This window comes from Candidatus Leptofilum sp. (assembly GCF_965223285.1).
Classification (GTDB): domain Bacteria; phylum Chloroflexota; class Anaerolineae; order Promineifilales; family Promineifilaceae; genus Leptofilum.
The window spans coordinates 399,763-422,217 of the sequence record NZ_OZ244997.1 but is presented as its reverse complement, the minus strand read 5'-3'; the positions used below and the strand labels follow the sequence as shown (position 1 = coordinate 422,217).

The window sequence follows — 22,455 nt, the reverse complement described above, 5'->3', positions numbered from 1 at the left end:
CAATCATATGGCTTCGCAAGCCACTGTTCGCCAAACTGGCTGGCGGCGCACCGAAAGCCGGTTGGCTTGGCTATTCGCGTCCCCAGCACTTATTCTGCTGGTCGTATTTGTCATCACGCCATTTATCATGGCAATCATATTTTCGTTCACCAACCAACGCCTCGTCCCTGGCCCAAATCCAACGGAATTTGTAAGCCTGCGCAACTTCACGCGTTTGATCGAAGATAAGCGATTCATTCGCGCCTTGCTCAACAACTTTCTATTTGTTGGGGTCGTCGTTCCTGTCCAAACCACCCTTGCCCTGTTGCTAGCGGTGCTCATCAACCAAAAATTAAAATTCGTCAACTTCTTCCGCACCATTTATTTCAGCCCAGTTGCCATTACAATGGTGGTCGTTTCAGTTGTTTGGGCATTTCTTTATGAAGCCAGTGCCAACGGCACAATTAACCAATTTGTAAACTTTGTTTCCTTTGGCCTTATTGGCCCGCAAGATTGGTTGGGCGACAGCCGTTTGGCCTTTGGTGCCATTATGCTGCTGTCCATTTGGCAGGGTGTTGGCTTCCAGATGGTAATCTTCTTGGCTGGACTGCAAGAAATTCCATATTCTCTATACGAAGCGGCCCAAATTGATGGGGCTTCTGTTCGGCAGCAGTTTTTCAATGTGACGCTGCCCATGCTGCGCAATACCACCCTCTTTGTTGTTATCTCTACCACTATTCTTGCCTTTCAACTTTATGCCCAGGTTGAAGTTCTAACGCGCGGCGGCCCACAAAATTCAACGCAAACGATGGTCTTCTACACCAAAGTCATGGGCTTTGAACAAGGGCGCATTGGGTACGCTTCCGCCATTACGGTTGTATTTTTCCTCATTGTGTTGGCTATCTCCTTGATTCAGCGAAAAGTGCTGAGCGAGGATCGTTCGGTGGAGTAGTGCCATGACTGTTACTGCACAAAAATCACCCTCTATTCGCTCCAGCTTGACCTGGCAAAAAAGAGTAAGCAGCGTTTTAGGGTATACCGCTCTTCTGCTGCTTGGGTTCTTCTTTCTGTTCCCAACCGTTGTCATGATTGTGCTGTCATTGCAGCCGGATGAGACGCTGATAACGCAAGATATGGGCTCGATCTGGATGTTTATCCCGCGTGCTTTCTCCTTGCAAAATTACGCAGACGTCTTTGAGCGTGTTGATTTTCCGCTCGCTTTTGGGAACTCTGTATTGATAGTAGGTCTAACGATTATTTTTGGGCTGTTTTTTAACAGCCTAATTGCTTACTCATTAGCCCGCATACAGTGGAAAGGACGCAACTTTGTTTTAGCGGCCGTTGTCGCTTTGATGATCATTCCCTTTGAAGCAATTGCCGTTCCACTGTTAAAGGTTGTAAATGAGTTTGGCTGGCTAGACTCATATCACGTGCAAATTATCCCGTTTATTGCTGATGCTTTTTCTATTTTTCTTTTCTATCAATTCTTTATTGGTATTCCCAAAGATTTAGAAGAAGCGGCATTTGTAGACGGTGCCAGCCGATTTCGCATGTATTGGCAGATCGTTGTGCCATTGTCTTTGCCTGTCTTTGCGACGGTTGCCATTTTGCAATTTATTTTTAAGTGGGGCATGCTGCTTTGGCCATTGATGGTGACGCGTGGCCCCCAATTCATGCCATTGCCCTTAGCTATGAACACGCTTTATGGGCAAGCACCCTTTTTATGGGGTGATAGATTTGCCTTTGCTGCGCTAATGACCCTCCCCACCCTGGCAATATTCCTTATTTTCCAAAAATGGTTTGTGCGCAGCGTTGCCAGCAGTGGTGTAAAAGGATAACCATGTCTCTTTACATTCCAGACAAATGGGTATGGGATTTTTGGTTCGCTCAAGACGGAGCCGATTATCATATCTTCTATCTTCAAGCCCCACGCGCTTTGAAAGAGGAGCGACTGCGCCATTGGCACGTCTCTATTGGTCATGCCGTGTCAAAAGATTTGGTAAATTGGGAAATCTTGCCGGATGCCTTAGCCCCATCACCTGAAAAGAGCAATGCCTGGGATAATTTTACGACCTGGACGGGCAGTATCATTCAGTATGACGGACTTTGGTATTTATTTTATACTGGCGGAAATCGTGCTGAAAAGGGGCTCATTCAGCGAATTGGTTTGGCTACTTCAGACGATCTTTTAACCTGGCACAAGCATGATAACAACCCTGTTTTGGAAGCAGACGCGCGTTGGTATGAACAGCTAGACCAGGCACTTTGGCATGATCAGGCATGGCGTGACCCGTGGGTGTTTAGGCACAACGGCCGTTTCCATGCCTTTATTACCGCGCGAGGTCTAGAGGGGGAGCCGTCGGCACGAGGTGTCGTTGGCCATGCTACTTCGGATGATCTGCAATCTTGGCAATGCCAGCCGCCAGTTGCCCATCCTCAGGAATTTGGCCACCTGGAAGTGCCCCAGTTGGTCGAAATTTCGGGTCGTTGGTATCTCTTTTTTTGCGTAGGCTATGAGCAATTCTCCAAAGCTCGCCTGGCCCGGCCGACATCAAAAAATGTTATTGGCACGCATTACCTGGTGGGCGACACGCCGCTGGGCCCATTCAAAATGATAGAGGACTCTTTCTTGTTGGCAGATGAAGTTGGCACGCACTATGCAGGCAAAGTTTTGCGCGCTCCAAAAGGGGAGTGGGTATTGATGACCTCTCTTTCTTGGACAGGGGACGGTGGCTTCATTGGGGAAATTGCCGATCCGATTCCATTGAAAGTGGCTAAAGACGGCCGTCTGCGCGTCGATTATCCAAAATAATGTGAATGGGGGAAAGATGATGAAAACGGCCGTACTCACCCTTGATGGCTTCAAAATTCAGGAAGAACCTGTGCCTGAAATTAATGAAAATGAAATTTTGGTCAAAACGCTGGCCTGCGGCGTGTGCAGCGGCGATCTATTTGTGTATCAGAATCGGCCCGATTTTGTAGCAACGTACAATCGGCTGGGGCATGAGGCTAGCGGAGAAGTAACGGCCGTTGGCTCCAACGTCATTAATTTTGCTCCTGGCGACCTCGTCACTGCCCTCACCTTGCCCGCCTACAGCGAATATTTTGTAGCCAGACCAGAAGAATTGGTGAAGTTGCTCACAGGGGTAGACCCAACCTACGCACTCGGTGAGGCAATTGCTTGCTGCGTTCATGCCGCCAACCGGTTTAACGTTCAGCCGGGGGATCGCGTAGCGGTGGTGGGCTGTGGCTTCATGGGGCTTGTTTGCCAACAGTTGGCGGCGCATCAGGGTGCAGGCTTCATCTGCGGCATTGATCCTCTGGCGGAGCGGCAGGCATTGAGCACATTCTTTGGCGCAGATGTAGTTTATGATCCAACAGCCGTTTCCAGCCAACAAATTTTGGCCGCACACGGAGAATTCGACGTGGTCATTGAGGCGGCGGGGGTGCAAAGTGCGGTTGATCTGTGTACCGATTTGGTGACGCAACACGGCCGTATCATCCTCGTTGGCTATCATCAATCTAACAACGGGATGCGTACCGTCAACATGGAGCAGTGGAACTTCAAGGCGATTGATGTTGTCAATGGGCACGTGCGACGCCAGGATGAAAAGTTAGCGGCCATGGCAGAAGGAGTGGTCCTTTTGCAGCAGAGGAAGCTCCAAACGGAGCCATTGGTGTCGGTGTACCCATTTGCCGAGATTGAGAAGGCCTTTCAGGAATTGGACGGTCGCAAAAAGGGGCTTCTCAAAGCCGTGTTAAAAATGGGCTAGTAACCGACATCTTACTGCGCTCTGAAGGCGCGGAAAGAATCCGCGGCTACTTGATTGTTTGCACTTAGCGCAGCCAGCGTGGGGCTTGAACTCGCTCCAGTTCAGTTGCGATAGTGAGCTTGAAGATTTCCATGTTGTCAAACGGCCGTTTCAAGTTAAACGCATCAATCCCCTTGTTCAACTCGGCAATTTCATCAATCCACTTCAGGCAATAATCATCCCAGCTAATGGTCAGGCGATCCTTGTTACTTCTAGCGACGCCAAATTCACGTTGGTGCCACGCCCACTGCCGTTCAATCTCTGCCCGCAGCTTGGCTACCTTGGCCAAAATCTCATTCCGCTGCAAAATCCAGACGGGCGGCAAATCATTCTCTTTCAGCAGCTCATTCGCCAGCTCCATGTCGGCCGCATACGGGTTCTTGTTCAGATTAAGTGGCTTCCCCTTCCCCGGCAAATTATCAAACTGACCTTGCTCAAAACCATCCTGAATCAGCTCTTCAATCAAATCCACCCGCTCGTGCCGCAAGCGAGCCCGATACTCCGCCATCTCTGCTGGGCTGTCTACTGTTGTTTTATCATCTTTTTGGGTCATATTTGCAGAACCTTTCATCATCAAATTAAACCAGACAGCTTTGATTATAAGCATTTTCGCAAGCATGAAAAAGCATAATGGCGGGATAGTGATTATTTTCACATCTTTTACTTTTTGTTTGTGGACAGCCATACAAAAACAGAGACAATTGGCACAATGACCATTGGAGAGTGAATTTGCACACCAAGCAACACCAAAAAGTGACGTGGCAACCTTACCACGATGTTTATTACGAGCGGGAGCGACATTCCATCAGCGGCAACATCAAAATTGCCCAAGATGTTTATAGCCCTCAACTAGATAACCAGCGGGATATTCTTATCTACCTACCCCCATCTTATGCGCAAAGCCAAAGCCATTACCCCGTGCTTTACATGCACGACGGCTACAATTTGTTTGATGAGGCAACCAGCTACACGGGTGAATGGCACGTTGATGAAACGATGGAGCAGTTGGCCCAATCAGAGAATTTGGAAGCGATTGTGGTAGGTATCCCCAGCATGGGTGTGGACCGCTTGGCCGAGTACAGCCCCTTTGTAGATAAAAAATACGGGGGCGGCCGCGGCGAGGATTATTTAGCGTTTATCGTCCACACGCTTAAACCATTGGTAGATGCGTCCTTCCGTACTTTGCCCAACAAGCGCAACACGGGGCTTTTTGGCTCTTCAATGGGCGGCTTGATTAGCCTGTACGGCTTTTTTCATCATCCGGCCGTGTTTGGCTTTGTCGGAGTAATGAGTCCCTCGCTTTGGTTTGCCAACCACGCCATTTTTAATTACGTGGCGCAAGCTCCGTTTCAGCAGGGCAAAATTTATCTGGATGCCGGCACGCGAGAAATGGGTGGTCATTGGCCCGATCAGGCGATTTTGCGCAGCCGCTCGCGCCGATATTACGGCCGTGTGCGCCGCATCAAGCGCATTCTGGCTAAAAAGGGATACCGTCCCACGCGCAACCTGCTGCACGTTGAGGATGCAGGGGGCGGTCACAATGAAGCTGCCTGGGCCTACCGCCTGCCAAATGCCATTCGATTCTTTTTGGGAGCCCCGCTCAAAAAAGAACCCTAATCTCCCCACATTTGCCCAGATTCAGCCAAACAGGTACGATCTTGCTGAGTGAGCAACGATTTTTGCTTACTTGCGTAGAGTGCTGAGGCACGGCCGTTTATCGCCATGTCGTAATCAAATCAGCATCAGCGCCGGGTTGAGCCTGTGGCAGCAATGGCGCGGGAAGAGTGTATGTCTATCATTTCGGATCAAAAAATAAAGCCCGTGCATCATCGGGAAATAAAAAGTGCCTATTCGCCCCCGACTGCTGGCTTGAGCACCATTAGCAAGCGGTGGTTGCTGCTTGGCGGACTGCTGTTGACGGCCGTACTTACCTGGTCTATGCGCCAACCCTTATCTCAATGGCTCACCATCCTCAGTGACCAGGCCTTTGTGAGCAGTTACGTGCAAAGCTACGGCGTGTTGGCGCCACTGGTGCTGGCGTTTTTCCAGGTATTGCAGGTCATTGTGGCTTTCATTCCGGGGCATGTGTTTGTCATCGCAGGCGGCTACATTTACGGTTTGCCCTGGGGGTTGCTTTTTAATATTGTGTGTGTAGTGGCTGCTAGCCAGCTTGGCTTTTTGCTGGCGCGCTGGTTTGGACGACCTATTGTGCATCGGCTGGCCCCAGAAGCCACTATCGAAAAGTGGGAGGCCATTGCCGAAGCGCAAGGCTTTTTATTCTTTACCATCGCCTTTGTGTTGCCCGTGTTCCCAACGGACGTGATGAACTTTGTGGCGGGGCTGACAGGCATCTCACCCCGTAAATTCCTGGCGGCCAACTTTTTGGGCCGCCTCCCCAGCGTCACACTGTTAACATTGATAGGATCGCACGGGCTGGAGCTGTCTAATACTGCCTGGGTGCTGCTGGCTTTGCTGGTAACGGCCGTTTACATCGGCGGGCGGTTTGCCATTTTGCGCATCGAACGAAAATACAAGCCGAAGGAGAAGTTACGTGGAAAAAAAGTACCAAAAACTGAAAGCACGTTTACAGGAAATTAGCGACCTCAATTCAGTCAACGCCCTGCTGGGCTGGGACCAAAGCACCTACATGCCACCGGGCGGCGCACCAGCGCGCGGTCGCCAACAGGCAATCATCGGGCGCATTGCCCATGAAAAGTTCACCAGCAAGAAGATTGGCAAGCTGCTAGACAAGCTGGAACCGTGGGCCGAGGCCCTGCCCTACGACAGCGAAGAAGCGAGCCTCATCCGAGTAACGCGCCGCAACTACGACCAATCGGTTAAAGTTCCGGCTGAACTAATCGGTGCCTTAACTGAACACGCCACCGTTGCTTACCAAACGTGGGCCAAAGCGCGCCCAGAGAATGATTTTGAGGCGGTACGGCCGTATCTGGAAAAAACCCTCGACTTCTCTCGCCAAATTGCCAACTGCTTCCCCGGCTACGATCATATCGCCGATCCGCTAATTGATTTTTCCGACCAGGGCATGAAAGCAGAAAGCGTCCGCGCTGTCTTTGCCGATTTACGCGAACAATTGGTACCGCTGGTGCAAGCCATCACCGAAAAAGAACCAGCCGACGATAGCTGCCTACACCGTAGCTACCCGGAAGATGAGCAGCTTGCCTTTGGCTGGCAAATTGCCCAGGCCTACGGCTACGACACCAGCCGGGGTCGCCAGGACAAAACCCATCATCCCTTCATGACCAAATTCTCGCTCGGCGACGTGCGCATTACCACCCGCACTAAAGAAAACGACCTCAGCGAAGCGTTATTTAGCACCTTGCATGAGACCGGCCACGCTCTATACGAGCAAGGCATTGATATGTCATTAGAAGCAACGCCGCTTGCTGGCGGCACTTCTTCTGGCGTGCATGAGAGCCAGTCTCGCCTATGGGAAAATCTGGTTGGGCGGAGTCTCGGCTTTTGGGAGCATTACTATCCCCAATTACAGGCCGCCTTCCCCGAACAGCTTAAAGATGTGTCGCTAGATACCTTTTACACTGCCATCAACAAGGTACAGCGTTCCCTCATTCGCACCGACGCCGACGAAGTCACATATAACCTGCATGTCATGATCCGATTCGATCTGGAACTGGCGCTGCTAGAAGGGTCGCTCGAGGTGAAAGATTTGCCCGAAGCGTGGCACGGCCGTTATCAATCTGACCTCGGCTTGCAGGCCCCCAGCGACGTAGATGGCGTTCTGCAAGACGTGCATTGGTATAGTGGCTTAATTGGTGGGGCTTTCCAGGGGTATACCCTCGGCAACATCATGTCGGCCCTGTTCTATGATCAGGCACTCCAGGCACATCCAGACATCCCCGCGCAAATTCAGCAGGGCGAATTTGGTACGCTGCACGCCTGGCTCAAAGACAACATTTATACCCACGGCAGCAAATTTACCGCCAACGAACTCATCGAGCGCGTCACGGGCGGGCCACTTACTATCGATCCGTACATTGTCTACCTCAAGAACAAATTTGGTGGGCTGTACGCTTTGTAGCCAGCGAGCGGAACACAGATAAACATGGGTTTCAATCAGAAAGCCCAAATTCCGTATTTACATAAAGTTTCATGAAGATCGGTTCGGTTAATTGAGCCGATCTTTTTTGTTTCTAACCCGGTTAGCACAACTTTCACCCCGCCCCTGCGTACAGTCCAACATAGCCAATGGCTAATTTACAAAATAGTATCGGGCTGAGTTACCTCAGCCCGAAATTAATTTCTTGAGGTGACGATAATGAAAAAGTTGACCATTTTTATGCTGTTAGGAGGCATGTTTTTGTTAGTGGGCTGTATTAACACCGTGGCGGTTGGCCCTGTTCAAACCGATTCCCAATCAGTGGAATTAGGTGATGTTGATTCTGTGCGGGTTGAAATTAATATGGGCATTGGCGAACTCAATGTAGAGGGCGGTGCCGCGAATTTGCTGGATGCTGAATTTACCTACAATATTGAAGATTGGCGGCCAGAGGTGAGCTATGAACAGCGCGGCAACATTGGTGAGCTACAAATCTCCCAGCCCGACGGTGAAATCAACGGCATCCCGGACGATGACATTAAATATAATTGGGACATTGCCTTGCAAAATGATGTTCCTATGGACCTGAATGTAGATTTGGGCGTCGGTGAAAGCGATCTGACGCTGGGCGGACTGCAACTGCGTAATCTGACGGTAGACACTGGTGTGGGGGATGTAACAATTGACCTGACCGGTAGCTGGCAAGAAGATCTAGATGTAAATATTGATGGCGGTGTTGGTGAGGCCACGATTTACCTGCCAGAGAACGTTGGCTTGCGCGTGGAAGCCGATACAGGGATTGGCTCTCTGGTCGTCAACGGGCTGCAACGAGAGGGAGACTCCGACGTCTACACCAATGAATCGTACGGTGATGCCGATGTGAACATGACGCTGGATATCAGCGGTGGCATTGGTGAAATCACGGTGCGCGTCGGGCGGTAGCTCTTAGATTTATTTCCCCGGAAACCTTGGGGTTTCCGGGGAAATGGGATAACCGGGTTAGTTTACCGAGAAGTTTCCCATATCTTGCTGGGGAAATTGCTTGAGAATGTCAATTTCGCGGCGGTATTGGTTGGTGAGGAAGTTGAGCACATTCGACACTTTTCTGGCTTCGAGAAGCGACTGTTTGGTTTCCAGCGACACTTGCAGCAATGATGCCGCCATATGGCTCAATGCTTCTGGCTCGGTTGGCACCTGGGTGGGATCAAACTCAACGTTTTCAGCCAGCGTCGTCAGGGTCGTTAGGTAATTAAGCACGAGCGGATGAAGTTCATTGGCGGCGTCTTGCAGGGGAGCTGTTTTTTCTGGTAAGTAAGGAAGCTGCTCTACCTCCCCTACCAAATAAGGTTTACTGCGCCGCAGGGCGTTCACACGGAATCGCTCTTGCCCCACCGTCATGATGAGTAAACGGCCGTCTTCCAACTGCTCCGTCTGCGTAATCACAACCATACAGCCAACACTGTGGGGAATGACGGCCGTATCTCCCTCTGCCCGGCCCTGCTTGATAAGCAAAATGCCAAATGGTGACTTTTCTTCCGTGCAGTAACGCACCATTTCCAGATAGCGTGGCTCAAAAATGTGCAACGGCATCGGCCAGCCGGGAAACAAAACGGTATTGAGAGGGAACAGTGGAATTTCCATACAGTACATTATACACATTCCACTCTTATAGCTGTCCGAATTCATCGTATGTTTAAAAATGACAAACGGCCGACCTTCAGATTTTGCAGGAGAATGATGTTCAGCGAGCAGATGGGCAGCTTGTCTTTCGGCAGAGTCTCCCAATGGCAAAGGTCTCATTTCTATCCAGGCGGACTGGTTGATCCAGAAGCATATGCAGGCACCGCATTCGGCTGATCGTGTACTCATCGAAGGGGGCAACCACCGCCAACACGCCGACTACAGTTTTCAAAGAGACGATGGCATTGCAACAATCACCGCTGAGGAGCAGCAAAATCAAATCATCGCTGCCACAATCCAATTTTCGACTCTTTGGAATAGCCAATTTGTTAATTAGGCAGGACTTACGTAGTGAAGACTACAAAAGTCTTGTTTCCACTGGATCAAATAATTGAGGGTCTTCAGGATTTCAGGGGATCGACACCATTTGTAGGGGCGCATCCCCGTGTGCGCCAAGAGTGGGCAGACACGGGGGTCTGCCCCTACCTCAGGAAATCCCAAAGAACCATAATTGATTACGGGGTTCAAAGATTGATTTAGTTTGCACGTACCTTGAATTAAAGCTCCCAACCTACCAGGCTCGTTTGGCAAGGAGGCAAAATTGAAAGCTCACTTCATATTTTATGTTTCAAGTCAGGAAAAAAGCACAAAGTTTTATGAATTGGTTTTAGATCAAAAACCGACACTAAATGTCCCTGGAATGACAGAATTTAAGCTAAATGATGGCAGTGTACTCGGTTTAATGCCAGCCAAAGGGATCAAACAGTTGCTCGGCGAAAAACTGCCCGATCCAGAAAGTGCAGGGGAAGCACCACGCGCCGAACTGTACCTTGTCGTTGATAATCCGGGGGCATACCATCAAAGAGCATTGGAAGCCGGAGCGACAGAATTAAGTGATTTACAAAAACGAGATTGGGGGGATGAAGCAGCTTACAGTCTGGATTTAGACAGTCATGTCATTGTTTTTGCGAAACATTGTTAACCGTTTGGTCTTGGCAACTTTAATTCGAGAAGAATAATAGCTGATCCGAAAATACGACAACGGCCGTCATGAGTGAAGCCATCACGTAGGAAACCAGATTTCCCTTCCACCCCACTTTTAGAGCACGACTCCCCATGACCGTGAGCACCAGCAAAAATATGACCGATATAGCTGGCAAGACCCACATTGGCAACCCAAGTAGCAAGCTGACTTTGGCTTCATCATTGGGATTAGAAAGGAAGCTGATGAGCATAGCCACAGTACGCATCCAAAACGCCAGGAAAAGAAACGAATATGGCCACAGCTTGCCTGATTGGCGTATAAAAAGCAGGACGACAACAGCTTGCAGCCACGTCACAATAGGTCCTGCCATCGCCACAAGGCTTTGATGCCAAACTGAACTGTATTCACCTTGGACCAGCCCAACTTGATTGAAGGTAATCCACATATCGTACCCGAGGATGCGCCCTGTTAACCAATGGGCGAATTCGTGAATACCCCATGTTAGTATAGTGGCGAGGATAAAAAATGCCGCCAGCGTCCAATAGTCATTCTTTCGCCATGAACCAACATTGCCGTGCTTCTTCACCATCATTTCTAGAACTCCTCTGTGCGTAATCAACCGCTATACGGCTTACGCTCAAGATTGTTGCTCCAGAAAAGAGTTCAAGCTGGCAAGCTATCCTACTGACTTCTGATGGTAAACGGCCGTCCACAGCGGCCAGATCGGCAAGGGTTTTGATCTCGCCATCGACTTCAACAAGTTGGGCAAGCAGCGGGAGCAGTTCTTCAAGTCGGGTCATACCGTGTTACATGTTATCACAAGGATCGATGTGCTTCCTGACCATTCTTGCGATCACGGCCATTCCAATTAATGCGGCCGTTCCCGCGTAATCACAAACGATTCATCCAAAAACCAGAGGCCGCCGTTGCGCTGGAGCACTTCGCGGGTAGCTTCTAAATATGCGCCGCTGTTCAGCACGCGGTTAAGTCGCTCATCATCCATTTGGGCCACGTAAACGGCCGCATTCCACGCCGCCAGCAGGTTAGAAGTCCCAATCTGGCTGGTTTCGTCTGGCAAGGAGTGGAGCTGGTAGGTAAAGAGGGATCGCTCATCGGAGCAAATGTCAAAAACGAGGTCGGGATGACTTTTGCTCAACGATTCCCGCAGGGCTTTGATGAGGACGTGGCGCGGCGTCCAGAACGGGTCTTCATCCGGCCAAATTTTGCGGATGATTTCCATGCCCGGATCGTGCCCGGTGGATTGCACCACCACCATACGCCCGCCGGGAGCCAAGGCGGAAGCCAGCGGTGCCAACACATATTTCACCTTTTTTTCGGCCGTTTGGCGAGCGCGGTAAGGCTGGGCGGCGATGATCAAATCATAGTCCCCCGCCAACGGCCCCGGCTTGGGAATGGTGCCATCGAGAATAAATTTGTGGTCTTCGCGGTAAAGGACGACGGCAGACGGCCGTACATACAGCGGGTTGCCAGTTTTAGGGCTGGTGCGGGTTTGCCAGCCATCGGCCAACTCAGTTTGCAGCCCCTTGATCTGATTATCAAAATCATAGGCGGTGTTGCCTTGCAGCGGCACATCCAGCCAGTTGATAGCTTCTTTCGCTTCTGGCTTGCGGGGGTTCAGCCAGGGCGCCTCCGAATAATACATATTGGTCAGCACAACCACCGTCAGGGGATGTTCTACAAATCGTTCTGCCAGCTTGTTAAGCCCCAGCCGTGCGTCTTCCAGGCTAGTCTCCTTGGCCACGATGAGAAAAGGCACGGTAGGAAAGCGACGGTGTAAATTTTGCATGACGCGCATGAGCACGGTGCCGTCCCCCATGCCCGCGTCAAATAGGCGCAAATCAGGCGGCGCGGGCTGAATTTGATCTAGCTCCATGCCGACCCGCTCGGCCACCACCCACTTTTCGCTGGTGGTCGTTACAAACAGCAAATACTTTTCACGATTGTCAAAAAAGCGGAAATGTTCGGGGTGGTTGTTTTGTTTGGCCATTTCTGATTCCTATGAGAGACTACAAAAGTCTTTCCATGATAATCTCAAAAAAATCGCTTGGAGACTTTTGTAGTCTGCCTACGTAAATGCGATAACTCAGCAAGGATAGCATAATGACAAATCAATCCACAAAAAAGCAAGACCTGGCACTTGAAGATTTTCCCTTCCAAACCTACGACAAAGTGCGCTATGCCGACACGGACAGACAAGGACATGTGAACAACGCCATCTTTGCCACTTTTTTGGAATCTGGGCGCGTGGAGTTTTTGTACGATCCGCAACATCCGTTGGCAGCAGAGGAGGCAGCCTTTGTAATCGTGAATCTGAACGTGAATTTGCTGGCGGAAATAAAGTGGCCGGGACGGGTTGAGATTGGCACCGGTGTGACGAAGGTAGGAAATAGTTCGTTAAGTCTGTTGCAAGGATTGTTTCAGAACGGCCGTTGCGTAGCCACCGCCGAAACAGTCATTGTGCAAATGAACGAGCAAACCAGAAAGTCGCAGCCCTTATCCAACACAGCCAGAGCGTTTTTGATTCAACACCAGTTGCTGTAACTGTTCACTCAATTTTTCTCAGTCAAAGATCAAGTCATATTTAGCCCATCAAGATAAGCCTTAAAGAAGCGATAAAAGCTCTCATCTAAATCCAGATCAAGCCCAAAACCACCCGCCAACTCTAGCGAGACAAATCCATGCAGCAAGCTGCGGAAACCGCGTACAACATGCAAGGCTTCTTCCCCTTCCAAGCCAAAAGACCCCAAAACAAGCAACATGAGAGAGATTGTATTCCAGCCAAGTCGCTCTATCTCTGAATCGGCCGCACCTGCCGGAATGACAAGTTGGTAAATGCCGGGATTGGCATGGGCAAAGGTGCGGTAGCATTGCGCAGCGGCCCACAAGGCCTCACTCCCGATTTTTCCGGCCATTGCATCACGCAACTGCTCATCCAACACGAGGAGCGCATGAACGCGCAATGCGTAAACCAGCCCATCTGTGCCTTCAATATGATTGTATAGTGACGGCACTTTAATGTTGAGAGCCGCAGCCAAATCTTTGAGCTTTAGCTGATGGACATCGCCCAATTGGTTGGCGAGTTCAACGGCTTTTTGCACAACCTTTTCTTTGGTTAAATCTCGCGCCATGCTTATTTTTTCGCCTCTGCAATCGCTTTTTGCATAACGGCCGTCGGGTTTTCCAAAATCTTGCCATGACCAGTTGCCAACCTTGCGGGGTGTAGTGCCAATAATTTTTCAGCGGACTGAACGGCCGTTGCCTTATGCCACGTGGCCTTGCCAGGAAAGGGAAAAAGCCACCGAACCACACCAGCAACCGCGACTCCGCCCAATGTTTGGAACGCATCCCCCGCCACCAAAGAACCATCCCGTTCATCATAAAGCGAAATGTGACCCGGCGTATGGCCTGGGGTTGCAATAACTTTCAGCGAACCAACCATATCATTGTCTTTTACAGTTGCCGTTGGCCGACTCTCTACACTGGGAAAATCTCCCTTTAGGGCAGCGTCTGCCTGCCCCGGTTCAAGCGACATATCGCCAGCTATGAAACGTGCCGATTGCTCAGACGCAATGACTGCTATGTTTGGCAAAGCCTTTTTCAGAGCATCCAATCCACCGATGTGGTCTGAATGGGCATGGGTCAGCACGACGCGCCTAATAGATTGCCCTTGTTCTTCGGCCGCTTTTAGAATCATTTTCTCCATGCCAGCCATTCCTGTATCGATGACAGTGAATCCATCCTCTTCTTTTACAAGGTAGCAATTCATTATGCCAAATTTTGTTAGTTGAATCAGATTGTTTGTTATTTGTTTGATTGTCATAAGTGCACCTCACTTTAACTAATTTAGTTAGTTTATAAACTAAATCATATAGTTTGTCAAGCAGTTTTTTGACCCTTTGGCAAATGCGGTGCGCTTAGACAACAACAATCAAACCAGAAATCGCACCCATTATCCGACACTGCCAGCGCATTTCTTTCCCAATACCGGTACACTTAGAGCTATGAGTGTGACATATACCAAACAATCCTACCCAACGCTTGAACAGGTTCATACCTGGCTCAACAACTATCACCAGGCCAAGATCAGAAATCTCGAATCACTTTCGGGTGGCTTCTGGTCATCGGCTTATGCGTACCAGGTTGGCGAGGATGCGCTGGTGCTGCGCCTAAGTGACATGGCGGAAGGGTTTGCCATTGATAAAGCGGCGATGCGCTTTGAGCGTCCACACCTACCAATTCCCAAGCTCCTTGATATTGGTCAGGCACTTGGTTTTAATTTTGCGATTTCGCAACGACATTACGGCCGTTTCATCGAAACCACCGCCGCCAGTGAGGGAAACAAAGTTGGGGAGGCTTTGGCAACCCTGCTCCAGGCATTGCGAGCCGTCCCCACGTCAAAATCGGACCGCGTCGTTTGGTACGACTCAAGCGAAGCCGCCAACATCAGTTGGCACACCTGGCTGTTAAATGGCCTTAAGGACAATTCAGGGGATGTGGTGAGCGGCTGGCGGGCCAAACTTGCAGAGCAGCCGGAGATTAACAACCTTTTCAAACAGTGTGAAGCACGCATTCATGAACTGCTGCCCGCCTGCCCAGAGCGGCGGGATTTGGTTCACGGCGATTTGCTGCACCAGAATGTGCTTGTGGCGGAGGATGTGGGGAAGGTAACGGCCGTATTCTCATGGAAATGTTCGGCATTTGGTGATTTTTTGTACGATGTGGCCTGGTGTACCTTCTGGAGCGACTGGCACCCAGGCATCGCCGCCGCCAACATCTGGCAAAGAACAATGACAGCTCCCGACCTCACCCCAGATGATTTGGAAAATGCCGCTCTGCGCCATCACTGTTACGAGCTGCAAATCGGAGCCTCCCACTTGGGCTGGAACGTCTGGACCAACAACCAAAAAGACCTGGAAGCAGTCGCCTACGCGCTTGAACGCACCCTGGGCAAGTTGCCTTAGCATGACATCCATGCTATGATGTTTTGATGATTCGCGCTTTTTATGATCAGGGGACAGAAGATATATTTAATGGTGTTAACTCCAAAGTCGCCCGAAAGACGTGTCCTAAAAACCTATGGCGAATCGCAGGGCGAAAACTGGAACAACTTGACTCTGTTGAAACCCTGGATGATTTGCGGATTCCACCGGGCAATCGCCTAGAAGCACTAAAAGGGGAAAGGGTGGGACAATACAGCATCCGCATCAATAATCAATATCGAATTTGCTTTGTCTGGCATGAAAATGGGCCTGATCGTGTTGAAATTGTTGACTATCATTAGCCTAGGAGATTGTTATGGTTCGTATTCCTACACATCGATCACCAACACATCCCGGTGAAATGCTATTGGAGGAGTTTCTACTCCCCATGAATCTAACCCAACGAGAGCTGGCGGATGGGATTCACGTCCCGTATCAACGCATCAATGAGATTATTAACGGCCGTCGCGGAATTACCCCCAGCACTGCCTTACGCTTGGCTAAATTTTTTGGCACATCAGCCGGATTCTGGATGAATTTACAGCTGCGCTGGGACCTTTACCATGCCCAACAAACTGAAGCGCGTGAATTGCAAACGATACAACCATTTACAGATTCCTCAACCCCGCCTCTGGCTGCCTAGTCTGATTCCCAACCAAGTTTTTCAGAGATGTGCTGGGCGGTTTGTTTGACGAGCTGGCCCATTTCTGGCTCTCGCTCGGCGGGGAAGCGGATGGCGGGGCCGCCCAGGCTGATAGCAGCAATGACCTGGCCGTCGTGGTTGAACAGCGGTGCGCCGACCACAATCAGCCCTTCTTCTAACCATTCTCGTAAATATGAGTAACCTCGCTGGCGGGTTTTAATGAGTTCCTGGCGGATTACGGTCGGATCGGTGACGGTTTTGGGGGTGAGGCTGGGCAACGGCCGTTTCAATACTGCATCCACCCGCTCTTCTGGCAAATAAGCCAATAACGCCATCCCGGAAGAGGTTGCAAACATCGGCCAGCGTGTCCCCAGCGATTGTGAGCTACCAACCAGATGATTGCCGATAATTTCATCAATGATCAGCACCGCATCGTCGCCAGACATGATTTCCAGCGTTGCCGTCTCTCCAGAGATTGCTGCCATCTGCTCTAGCTCTGGTTTGGCTAACGAGCGCAAATCGTTGCTGCGCAAGGCGCGCCCGCCCAGCACCACAATCTCTGGGCCGAGGATGTATGTGTCGGCAAACGGCCGTCTCGCCACCATGCCTTCACTTTCCAACGCAGTCAACAGCCGGAAGGTTGTTGTCTTGTTTAGCCCCACTTCTCGCGACAGTTCGGCCAACCCCCACTCGGGCCGTTCATCGTCAAACGCCTTCAGCAGCGACATGGCGCGAAGTACAGATTGGGTGCCGGGGTAGGGTTGGGTTTTTGTTTTCATCATTAATGGTTAAAAAAGGGGCGAGGCAGATGGTGGCATAGTTGGTTTTGCTTTGCCATCTCGTTTCCCATCTGCCTCGCCCCTACCTGTTACTTTTCGCTTTCTTCTTCTTTCACCGTGCCCTCCCCCTCTTTTAACTGGGGCTGGACGGGAATATTGTTGGCGTCAATGCTTCCCACGCCCAGCGGCGTCCACTTTTGGGCAATCTCGCCGCTGCGCAGGCGATGCTCTGCCCCGCCCCGCGCATGGGTATTGGCAAACCCCTCTGGCTCGATGCTCATCTTTTGCCCTTGCAGCAAGCCGTGAATCCCTTCCTGGCCCGGCTCTGGGCGCGGCTCAATGAGGGCCTCTTGCGGCTTGATGATGTCGGGATCGTAATCCAGCGGCTCCTGGTAGGTGGTCATGAACCCTTCAAAATTGCGCAGCACTACCTTGCCGGGGGATTGCGAGATAATGTAGTTGGGCTGCACCGGAATCTTGCCGCCGCCGCCGGGGGCATCCACCACGTAGGTGGGCACGGCATAGCCGGAGGTGTGGCCACGCAACCCCTCAATGATTTCGATGCCTTTGCTGACGCTGGTGCGCAGATGGCCGGAGCCTTCCACCAGATCACATTGGTAGAGATAGTACGGCCGTACTCGAATCTTCACCAACTCATGCACCAATTTACGCTGAATAGCGACCGAATCGTTGATTCCTGCCAGCAAAACACTTTGGTTGCCTAGCGGCACGCCTGCGCGGGTCAAGCGATCAGCGGCAGCAGCCAGCTCTGGTGTCACCTCTTTGGGGTGGTTTACATGAATGTTAAGCCAGAATGGATGGTACTTGCTCACCATTTCGCAAAACTGCTCATCGACTCGCATGGGCAAAAAGACCGGCACGCGAGAACCGATGCGAATAATTTCCACATGCGGAATGGCGCGCAAGCGACCTAAAATCATGTCTACCAGCTTTGGTGCCAACACCATCGGATCGCCACCAGAAAGCAATACGTCCCGAATTTGCGGCGTCCGCTCAATGTAGTCGATCTGCGCATCAAACTCGGCGCGGCTAAACGTTTGGGTAGGATCGCCCACGATCCGGCTGCGGGTGCAGTAGCGGCAGTAGCTGGCGCATTGGGTTGTAATCAGCATCAATACCCGGTCTGGGTAGCGGTGTACCAATCCTGGCACGGGGGAATGCTTGTCCTCGGCCAAGGAATCTTCCATCATGGATTGGAAAGGCACCATTTCCGCATCGGTGGGGATAACTTGCCGACGAACGGGGCAATTAGGATCGTCGGGATCAATAAGGCTGGCAAAGTAAGGAGTAATATCTACTCGAAACAGGCCGTTGGCACTTAACGCCTTGCGCTCGGAGTCGGTAAGGTTTATTACCTTGCCTAGCTCTTCTACGGTGTTCAGCCGATTGCTCATCTGCCAACGCCAGTTCATCCACTTTTCATCTGGAATGTCGTTCCAGTAGGGGGCACGGGTATAAATTTGCTCAGTAATGGGTGTTGCTTCTTTTACAGCCATGTGTGTTGCTCCTATTGCGTTTCACATTATGAAACGAGATTTCATTTTTGCTGCAAAAGTATAGCCTTCTTCTTGAAAATTGTCAGCCAAAAGCCCAATTTACTTTTTGCATCAATTTGAATGAACCGTATACTTAACCAACTTTTGGCAGACTCGGCAAAACAATCCCCCCTTGAAGCTGAGTCAAACTATCTTTCACCTGAATTCGCTTGCCGAATACCATTGTTTCAGCCTATGTGCCCTTATTAGGCAATCCAATTTCAGGCTACAAGGAGAAGAGTTCCCATGAATAAACGCATCATCTTATCTATACTTTTTTCATTTTTGCTCATGCTGGTAGTGGCGTGTGGCGGCGAAACGGCCGAAGATGGCGGTGAGTATAAGTTAGCGGCCGTTTTCCCAGGAACCGTTACCGACGCAGATTACAACACCTTGGGCAACCTGGGCATCGAAGCGGTAAACAGTGAGCATGGCGTTGAGATCGCCTTCTCGGAATCTGTGGCCGTGCCAGACGTTGAGCGCGTCATGCGTGAGTACATTGATGACGGATTCAACATCATCTTTACACATGGCGGCCAATTTCTTAGCCAAACATTAGATTTGGCTGGCGAATTCCCAGACGTGAATTTTATTGCTGAAGCGGATGCGGCCGTTGAAGATGTGCCAGACAATGTGTGGGTCATCGTGCGGAACATGGAAATTGGTGCCTACGGCGCGGGTGCAGTAGCCGCCCAAATGACCGAAACAGGCAAAATTGGGTACATCACTGGACTCACGTTGCCACTGACCTACGCTGAGTACCATGCCATCGAACAAGCCATTGATGATCTTGGGCTAGATGTAGAAGTAGTTCCGGTTTGGGTTGGCGATTTTAACGACCCCAGCAAAGCGCGTGAACTCGCCGACACTTTAATTGCAGACGATGTAGACGTCATCGTTTCTTCACTGAATCTTGGCACACTTGGCGTTTTTGAAGCCGCCGAGGCAAGTGGCTCAAATATCAAAGTCATTGCAAAATACACGGATAAATCTGAGTTTGCCCCAGGCAATTACGTCACGTCGATGCTGTATGATTTTGCTGGCCCGCTCACAGACATTGTGGGCAACATTATTGATGGCACCGGTGGTGGCAACTATCACCTGGGCTTTGACACAGGCATTGATTTGCAACTGCCGTTAACCAATGCCAGCGATGAGGTCAGTACGGCCGCTGAAGAGTTGCTAGAAGAGATGAAAGCTGGCAATGTGGAGGTCGTCAAAGACACCACGCCCATAGAATAATGATTTTTCAGGCAAGGCAAGGTTGTTCTGCCTAACCAATCTTGTCTTGCCTCCCAACAACGCCATGCAAAAAGAAATCATCCTGGAAATGCAGGATATTCACAAACGATTTGGGTCTGTCATTGCGCTAGACAATGTTAGCCTCCGCTTGGAGCGTGGCGAGATTCATGGCCTGCTGGGTGGCAACGGTGCTGGCAAAACCACCCTGATGAATGTGTTGTATGGTCTTTACCGCCCAGAAAAAGGAAGCATTTCTGTCGCTGGCAAACCGTTGACCATCCGTGCCCCAAAAGATGCTATCGAAGGGGGGATTGGGATGGTGCACCAGCAATTTTTGCAGGTGAATCGCTTTACGGTGGCGGAAAATATTGTGCTGGGCACCCCACTGCAACAAAAATATGATCTCAATCTAAATGCAGAAAAGGAGAAAATCCGTGCGTTGGGGGAACAGTTTGGCCTGCCGGTAAACCCGGATAAGCCGATTCACACGCTGCCGATGGGCATTCGCCAACGTGTGGAAATTTTGAAGGCACTGTACCGGGGCGTGAAAATCCTGATTTTGGATGAGCCAACCACGAACCTGACGCCACAGGAGGTAGATGCTTTATTTTCCTCTTTGCGGACGATGGTGCAGGCAGGGCTGACGGTGGTGTTTATTACCCACAAGCTGCGCGAGGTTTTGGAAGTGTGTGACCGCATTACGGTGCTGCGACACGGCCGCAATGTGCTCACCCTCAATCGGGAAGAAGCGTCTGAAGAGGCGTTTATTAAAGGAATGGTGGGGGATGATTTGGACGTTACGCAAAGCATCCAGTTCACCGACAGCAATTTGGCCACACAGGTGGCACCAAGCCGTGAGGCTGCTACGCTGCAAGTGAACCGCCTGACGGTGGGCAGTGGTGCGGTGCCAGAGTTGGACAATTGTTCCATTTCGATCCACGAGGGGGAGATTGTGGGGGTGGCTGGCGTGGCGGGGAATGGGCAGCTAGAACTGGCGGAGAGCTTACTTGGTTTGCGCCCAATTCAGAGCGGTGAGGTGTTGATAAACGGCCGTCACATCACCAACCTCTCTACCCGTGAACTGTTAAGTGAAGGGGTGGCCTACATTCCTGAAGACCGATGGCAGGATGGCTTTTTGGCCAAAGCAAACGTGGCCCAAAATTTGATTCTGGGATTGCATAGACGAGAGCCATATAGCAACGGCCGTTTCCTCAACTGGTCCCAAATCTTTCAACGCTGTACCGATCTCATCCAGGAATTCGACATCAAAACCCAGGGGCCTACCGATACCGCAGGCAATTTGTCTGGCGGCAATATCCAGCGCGTGATGTTGGCCCGCGCCTTCTCCCAGCCGGTGCGTTTTCTCATTGCCCATAACCCCACCCGCGGCCTGGACATTCCCTCGATGGAATTTATTTACCAACAAATTTTGCAGCGGCAGGAAGATGGAATGGCCACTTTACTCATCTCGGAAAACATGGATGAACTGTTTTTGTTGAGCAACCGTATTGTGGCCATCTGCAACGGGGCTGTGATGGGAGAGCTACAGCGAAACGAATTTGATCGATACAAATTAGGACGCATGATGAGTGGAGTAAAGCAAGGTGAGTGAATTAACCCTGAACAAAACGGCCGCAAATCGCCAAAAGCTGCTGCGCCAGGTGGGGCCATACTTGGCTGCGGTCTTAGCGGCGTTTGTGGTCGTGGGCATCCTGCTTCTATTGATGGGATTCAACCCGTTGCGGGCGTTTCAGACCATCTTGTTTACCTCTTTCCGCACGCGCAACGGGTTTATTCAGACTTGGCTAAAGTTTATTCCGCTGGTGCTGATGGCGCTGGCCTTCACCATTCCTGCCAAGGGAGGCAAATTTAACATTGGCGGCGAAGGGCAGCTCATTATGGGGGCGGTGGGTGCGGCCGTCGTGGGCATTTTGCTGTCTGATTTGCCCGGCGTGATTTTGCTGCCGCTGGTGCTCATTGCGGGCGTTTTGTCGGGCGCGTTTTGGGCGTTTATTCCAGCCATTTTGCTTTACCGCTTCAACATCAACGAGATTTTATCAACGGTGCTGCTCAACTTCATCTCGTTTAGCGTGATTGATTATGTGGCCACAGAAATTTGGCCCGATCCGCTGGCCGGGCATCCGACCACAACCCCAATTGGTGCAGGTGGCGAACTGCCTTTGCTTATTTCCAGCCCGCCGCTGCACAGCGGCTTGCTAATTGCGCTGTTGGCGGCAGCGGCCGTTTATATTTACACAGAGCGCACCTCAGCCGGGTATGAGTTGGTGGCTACGGGGGCAAATCCTCGCGCAGCGGCCGTTTTTGGCATTAACACCAGCGTTTTGTTTTTGTTGGCACTGGTTTTGGGCGGTGCGATGGGCGGGTTGGCTGGCGCAATTGAAGTGGCAGGAGTCCATCATCGGCTCATCGAAGGGTTGCAATCTAACTTTTTGGCGTTGGGCATAATCATTGGGCTTATTTCCAAGGGGAATCATGCCATCTTGCCATTTGTAGCACTGTTCATTGCCATTTTGGAGGTGGGTGCCAGCGCCATGCAGCGCACGTTGGCCATTCCGGTAGAGATGGTTTTCATCGTAGAGGCGTTGATTCTAATTTTTGTACTGCTCACGGATGTGGTAAGGGCTGACGATTAAAAAAGTATGGAATTGAATCGTCAGCTTAAAGGAACGGGAGATGTCGTTAT

The 22,455-nt window shown here is 50.9% G+C and carries 26 protein-coding genes; 17 read left to right on the top strand and 9 right to left on the bottom strand.

What is annotated here, in order from left to right; genetic code table 11:
- The first annotated feature begins 7 nt into the window (after positions 1–7).
- From ACOQPU_RS02390 to ACOQPU_RS02375, 4 genes are read left to right on the top strand one after another with little or no spacing between them, the layout of a single operon-like run.
- Positions 8–931, top strand: coding sequence for a carbohydrate ABC transporter permease (locus ACOQPU_RS02390; RefSeq protein WP_420643534.1), 924 nt, complete (start codon positions 8–10; stop codon positions 929–931).
- 4 nt (positions 932–935) lie between these two features.
- Positions 936–1,817, top strand: a complete 882-nt coding sequence (locus ACOQPU_RS02385) for a carbohydrate ABC transporter permease (RefSeq protein ID WP_420643533.1) — start codon at positions 936–938, stop codon at positions 1,815–1,817.
- Between the two features lie 2 nt (positions 1,818–1,819).
- Positions 1,820–2,791 carry a family 43 glycosylhydrolase gene (locus ACOQPU_RS02380; RefSeq protein WP_420643532.1) on the top strand — a complete coding sequence of 324 codons (972 nt, stop codon included), beginning with the start codon at positions 1,820–1,822 and terminating at the stop codon, positions 2,789–2,791.
- A gap of 16 nt (positions 2,792–2,807) precedes the next feature.
- On the top strand, positions 2,808–3,752 hold the full coding sequence (locus ACOQPU_RS02375; RefSeq protein WP_420643531.1) for a zinc-binding dehydrogenase: 945 nt from the start codon (positions 2,808–2,810) through the stop codon (positions 3,750–3,752).
- Between the two features lie 64 nt (positions 3,753–3,816).
- Here ACOQPU_RS02375 and ACOQPU_RS02370 read toward each other — a convergent pair whose 3' ends face one another.
- The gene (locus ACOQPU_RS02370; protein ID WP_420643530.1) at positions 3,817–4,344 is read right to left on the bottom strand and encodes a DnaJ family domain-containing protein; all 528 of its coding nucleotides are present in this window, start codon (positions 4,342–4,344) and stop codon (positions 3,817–3,819) included.
- Between the two features lie 176 nt (positions 4,345–4,520).
- Here ACOQPU_RS02370 and ACOQPU_RS02365 point away from each other — a divergent pair, with 176 nt between their 5' ends.
- From ACOQPU_RS02365 to ACOQPU_RS02350, 4 genes are all read left to right on the top strand, one after another.
- On the top strand, positions 4,521–5,408 hold the full coding sequence (locus ACOQPU_RS02365; protein ID WP_420643529.1) for an alpha/beta hydrolase: 888 nt from the start codon (positions 4,521–4,523) through the stop codon (positions 5,406–5,408).
- A 171-nt stretch (positions 5,409–5,579) separates the two neighbouring features.
- Positions 5,580–6,389: a TVP38/TMEM64 family protein gene (locus tag ACOQPU_RS02360; protein WP_420643528.1), complete on the top strand. Its 810-nt coding sequence runs from the start codon at positions 5,580–5,582 to the stop codon at positions 6,387–6,389.
- Entirely contained in the window at positions 6,343–7,848 is a 1,506-nt protein-coding gene (locus tag ACOQPU_RS02355) for a carboxypeptidase M32 (RefSeq protein WP_420643527.1), read from the top strand. The genes ACOQPU_RS02360 and ACOQPU_RS02355 overlap by 47 nt, the downstream gene beginning before the upstream one ends.
- A gap of 237 nt (positions 7,849–8,085) precedes the next feature.
- A complete protein-coding gene (locus ACOQPU_RS02350) occupies positions 8,086–8,808 on the top strand; it encodes a toast rack family protein (protein WP_420643526.1) in 723 nt (240 codons plus the stop codon).
- A 57-nt stretch (positions 8,809–8,865) separates the two neighbouring features.
- On the opposite strand, the gene ACOQPU_RS02345 is transcribed toward ACOQPU_RS02350, so the two are convergent.
- Positions 8,866–9,507 (bottom strand): LON peptidase substrate-binding domain-containing protein, encoded by a 642-nt coding sequence (locus ACOQPU_RS02345; protein ID WP_420643525.1) that lies wholly within the window; start codon positions 9,505–9,507, stop codon positions 8,866–8,868.
- 178 nt (positions 9,508–9,685) lie between these two features.
- Between ACOQPU_RS02345 and ACOQPU_RS02340 the strand changes: the two genes are divergently transcribed.
- Together ACOQPU_RS02340 and ACOQPU_RS02335 are read left to right on the top strand one after the other, a co-directional pair.
- A complete protein-coding gene (locus tag ACOQPU_RS02340; protein WP_420643524.1) occupies positions 9,686–9,883 on the top strand; it encodes a hypothetical protein in 198 nt (65 codons plus the stop codon).
- Between the two features lie 264 nt (positions 9,884–10,147).
- Positions 10,148–10,528: a VOC family protein gene (locus tag ACOQPU_RS02335; protein WP_420643523.1), complete on the top strand. Its 381-nt coding sequence runs from the start codon at positions 10,148–10,150 to the stop codon at positions 10,526–10,528.
- Between the two features lie 19 nt (positions 10,529–10,547).
- On the opposite strand, the gene ACOQPU_RS02330 is transcribed toward ACOQPU_RS02335, so the two are convergent.
- From ACOQPU_RS02330 to ACOQPU_RS02320, 3 genes are all read right to left on the bottom strand, one after another.
- Positions 10,548–11,123 carry a hypothetical protein gene (locus tag ACOQPU_RS02330; RefSeq protein WP_420643522.1) on the bottom strand — a complete coding sequence of 192 codons (576 nt, stop codon included), beginning with the start codon at positions 11,121–11,123 and terminating at the stop codon, positions 10,548–10,550.
- Positions 11,077–11,331, bottom strand: coding sequence for a hypothetical protein (locus tag ACOQPU_RS02325; protein WP_420643521.1), 255 nt, complete (start codon positions 11,329–11,331; stop codon positions 11,077–11,079). Before ACOQPU_RS02325 ends, ACOQPU_RS02330 begins: the two co-directional genes overlap by 47 nt.
- Positions 11,332–11,399: 68 nt before the next feature.
- Positions 11,400–12,539 (bottom strand): hypothetical protein, encoded by a 1,140-nt coding sequence (locus tag ACOQPU_RS02320; RefSeq protein ID WP_420643520.1) that lies wholly within the window; start codon positions 12,537–12,539, stop codon positions 11,400–11,402.
- A gap of 113 nt (positions 12,540–12,652) precedes the next feature.
- Here ACOQPU_RS02320 and ACOQPU_RS02315 point away from each other — a divergent pair, with 113 nt between their 5' ends.
- Positions 12,653–13,093 carry an acyl-CoA thioesterase gene (locus tag ACOQPU_RS02315; protein WP_420643519.1) on the top strand — a complete coding sequence of 147 codons (441 nt, stop codon included), beginning with the start codon at positions 12,653–12,655 and terminating at the stop codon, positions 13,091–13,093.
- A gap of 29 nt (positions 13,094–13,122) precedes the next feature.
- On the opposite strand, the gene ACOQPU_RS02310 is transcribed toward ACOQPU_RS02315, so the two are convergent.
- Positions 13,123–13,680 (bottom strand): TetR/AcrR family transcriptional regulator, encoded by a 558-nt coding sequence (locus ACOQPU_RS02310; protein ID WP_420643518.1) that lies wholly within the window; start codon positions 13,678–13,680, stop codon positions 13,123–13,125.
- A gap of 2 nt (positions 13,681–13,682) precedes the next feature.
- Positions 13,683–14,318 (bottom strand): MBL fold metallo-hydrolase, encoded by a 636-nt coding sequence (locus ACOQPU_RS02305; protein ID WP_420645800.1) that lies wholly within the window; start codon positions 14,316–14,318, stop codon positions 13,683–13,685.
- A 235-nt stretch (positions 14,319–14,553) separates the two neighbouring features.
- Here ACOQPU_RS02305 and ACOQPU_RS02300 point away from each other — a divergent pair, with 235 nt between their 5' ends.
- The 3 genes from ACOQPU_RS02300 to ACOQPU_RS02290 are packed head-to-tail and all read left to right on the top strand — an operon-like array spanning position 14,554 to position 16,174.
- Complete coding sequence (locus ACOQPU_RS02300) at positions 14,554–15,513, top strand: phosphotransferase family protein (protein WP_420643517.1); 960 nt, start codon at positions 14,554–14,556, stop codon at positions 15,511–15,513.
- Between the two features lie 26 nt (positions 15,514–15,539).
- Positions 15,540–15,833 (top strand): type II toxin-antitoxin system RelE/ParE family toxin, encoded by a 294-nt coding sequence (locus ACOQPU_RS02295; protein ID WP_420643516.1) that lies wholly within the window; start codon positions 15,540–15,542, stop codon positions 15,831–15,833.
- A 14-nt stretch (positions 15,834–15,847) separates the two neighbouring features.
- Positions 15,848–16,174, top strand: coding sequence for a HigA family addiction module antitoxin (locus ACOQPU_RS02290; RefSeq protein ID WP_420643515.1), 327 nt, complete (start codon positions 15,848–15,850; stop codon positions 16,172–16,174).
- On the opposite strand, the gene ACOQPU_RS02285 is transcribed toward ACOQPU_RS02290, so the two are convergent.
- Both ACOQPU_RS02285 and ablA read right to left on the bottom strand, forming a co-directional pair.
- The gene (locus ACOQPU_RS02285) at positions 16,171–16,956 is read right to left on the bottom strand and encodes an IclR family transcriptional regulator (RefSeq protein WP_420643514.1); all 786 of its coding nucleotides are present in this window, start codon (positions 16,954–16,956) and stop codon (positions 16,171–16,173) included. The two genes, ACOQPU_RS02290 and ACOQPU_RS02285, sit on opposite strands and share 4 nt — an antisense overlap.
- An 86-nt stretch (positions 16,957–17,042) precedes the next feature.
- Positions 17,043–18,470 carry a lysine 2,3-aminomutase gene (ablA, locus tag ACOQPU_RS02280; protein WP_420643513.1) on the bottom strand — a complete coding sequence of 476 codons (1,428 nt, stop codon included), beginning with the start codon at positions 18,468–18,470 and terminating at the stop codon, positions 17,043–17,045.
- A gap of 285 nt (positions 18,471–18,755) precedes the next feature.
- Between ablA and ACOQPU_RS02275 the strand changes: the two genes are divergently transcribed.
- The 3 genes from ACOQPU_RS02275 (at position 18,756) to ACOQPU_RS02265 (ending at position 22,405) form a co-directional block, all read left to right on the top strand.
- Positions 18,756–19,751 (top strand): BMP family protein, encoded by a 996-nt coding sequence (locus ACOQPU_RS02275; protein ID WP_420643512.1) that lies wholly within the window; start codon positions 18,756–18,758, stop codon positions 19,749–19,751.
- Between the two features lie 64 nt (positions 19,752–19,815).
- The gene (locus tag ACOQPU_RS02270) at positions 19,816–21,363 is read left to right on the top strand and encodes an ABC transporter ATP-binding protein (protein WP_420643511.1); all 1,548 of its coding nucleotides are present in this window, start codon (positions 19,816–19,818) and stop codon (positions 21,361–21,363) included.
- Positions 21,356–22,405, top strand: a complete 1,050-nt coding sequence (locus ACOQPU_RS02265) for an ABC transporter permease (RefSeq protein WP_420643510.1) — start codon at positions 21,356–21,358, stop codon at positions 22,403–22,405. Before ACOQPU_RS02270 ends, ACOQPU_RS02265 begins: the two co-directional genes overlap by 8 nt.
- Positions 22,406–22,455: the final 50 nt, after the last annotated feature.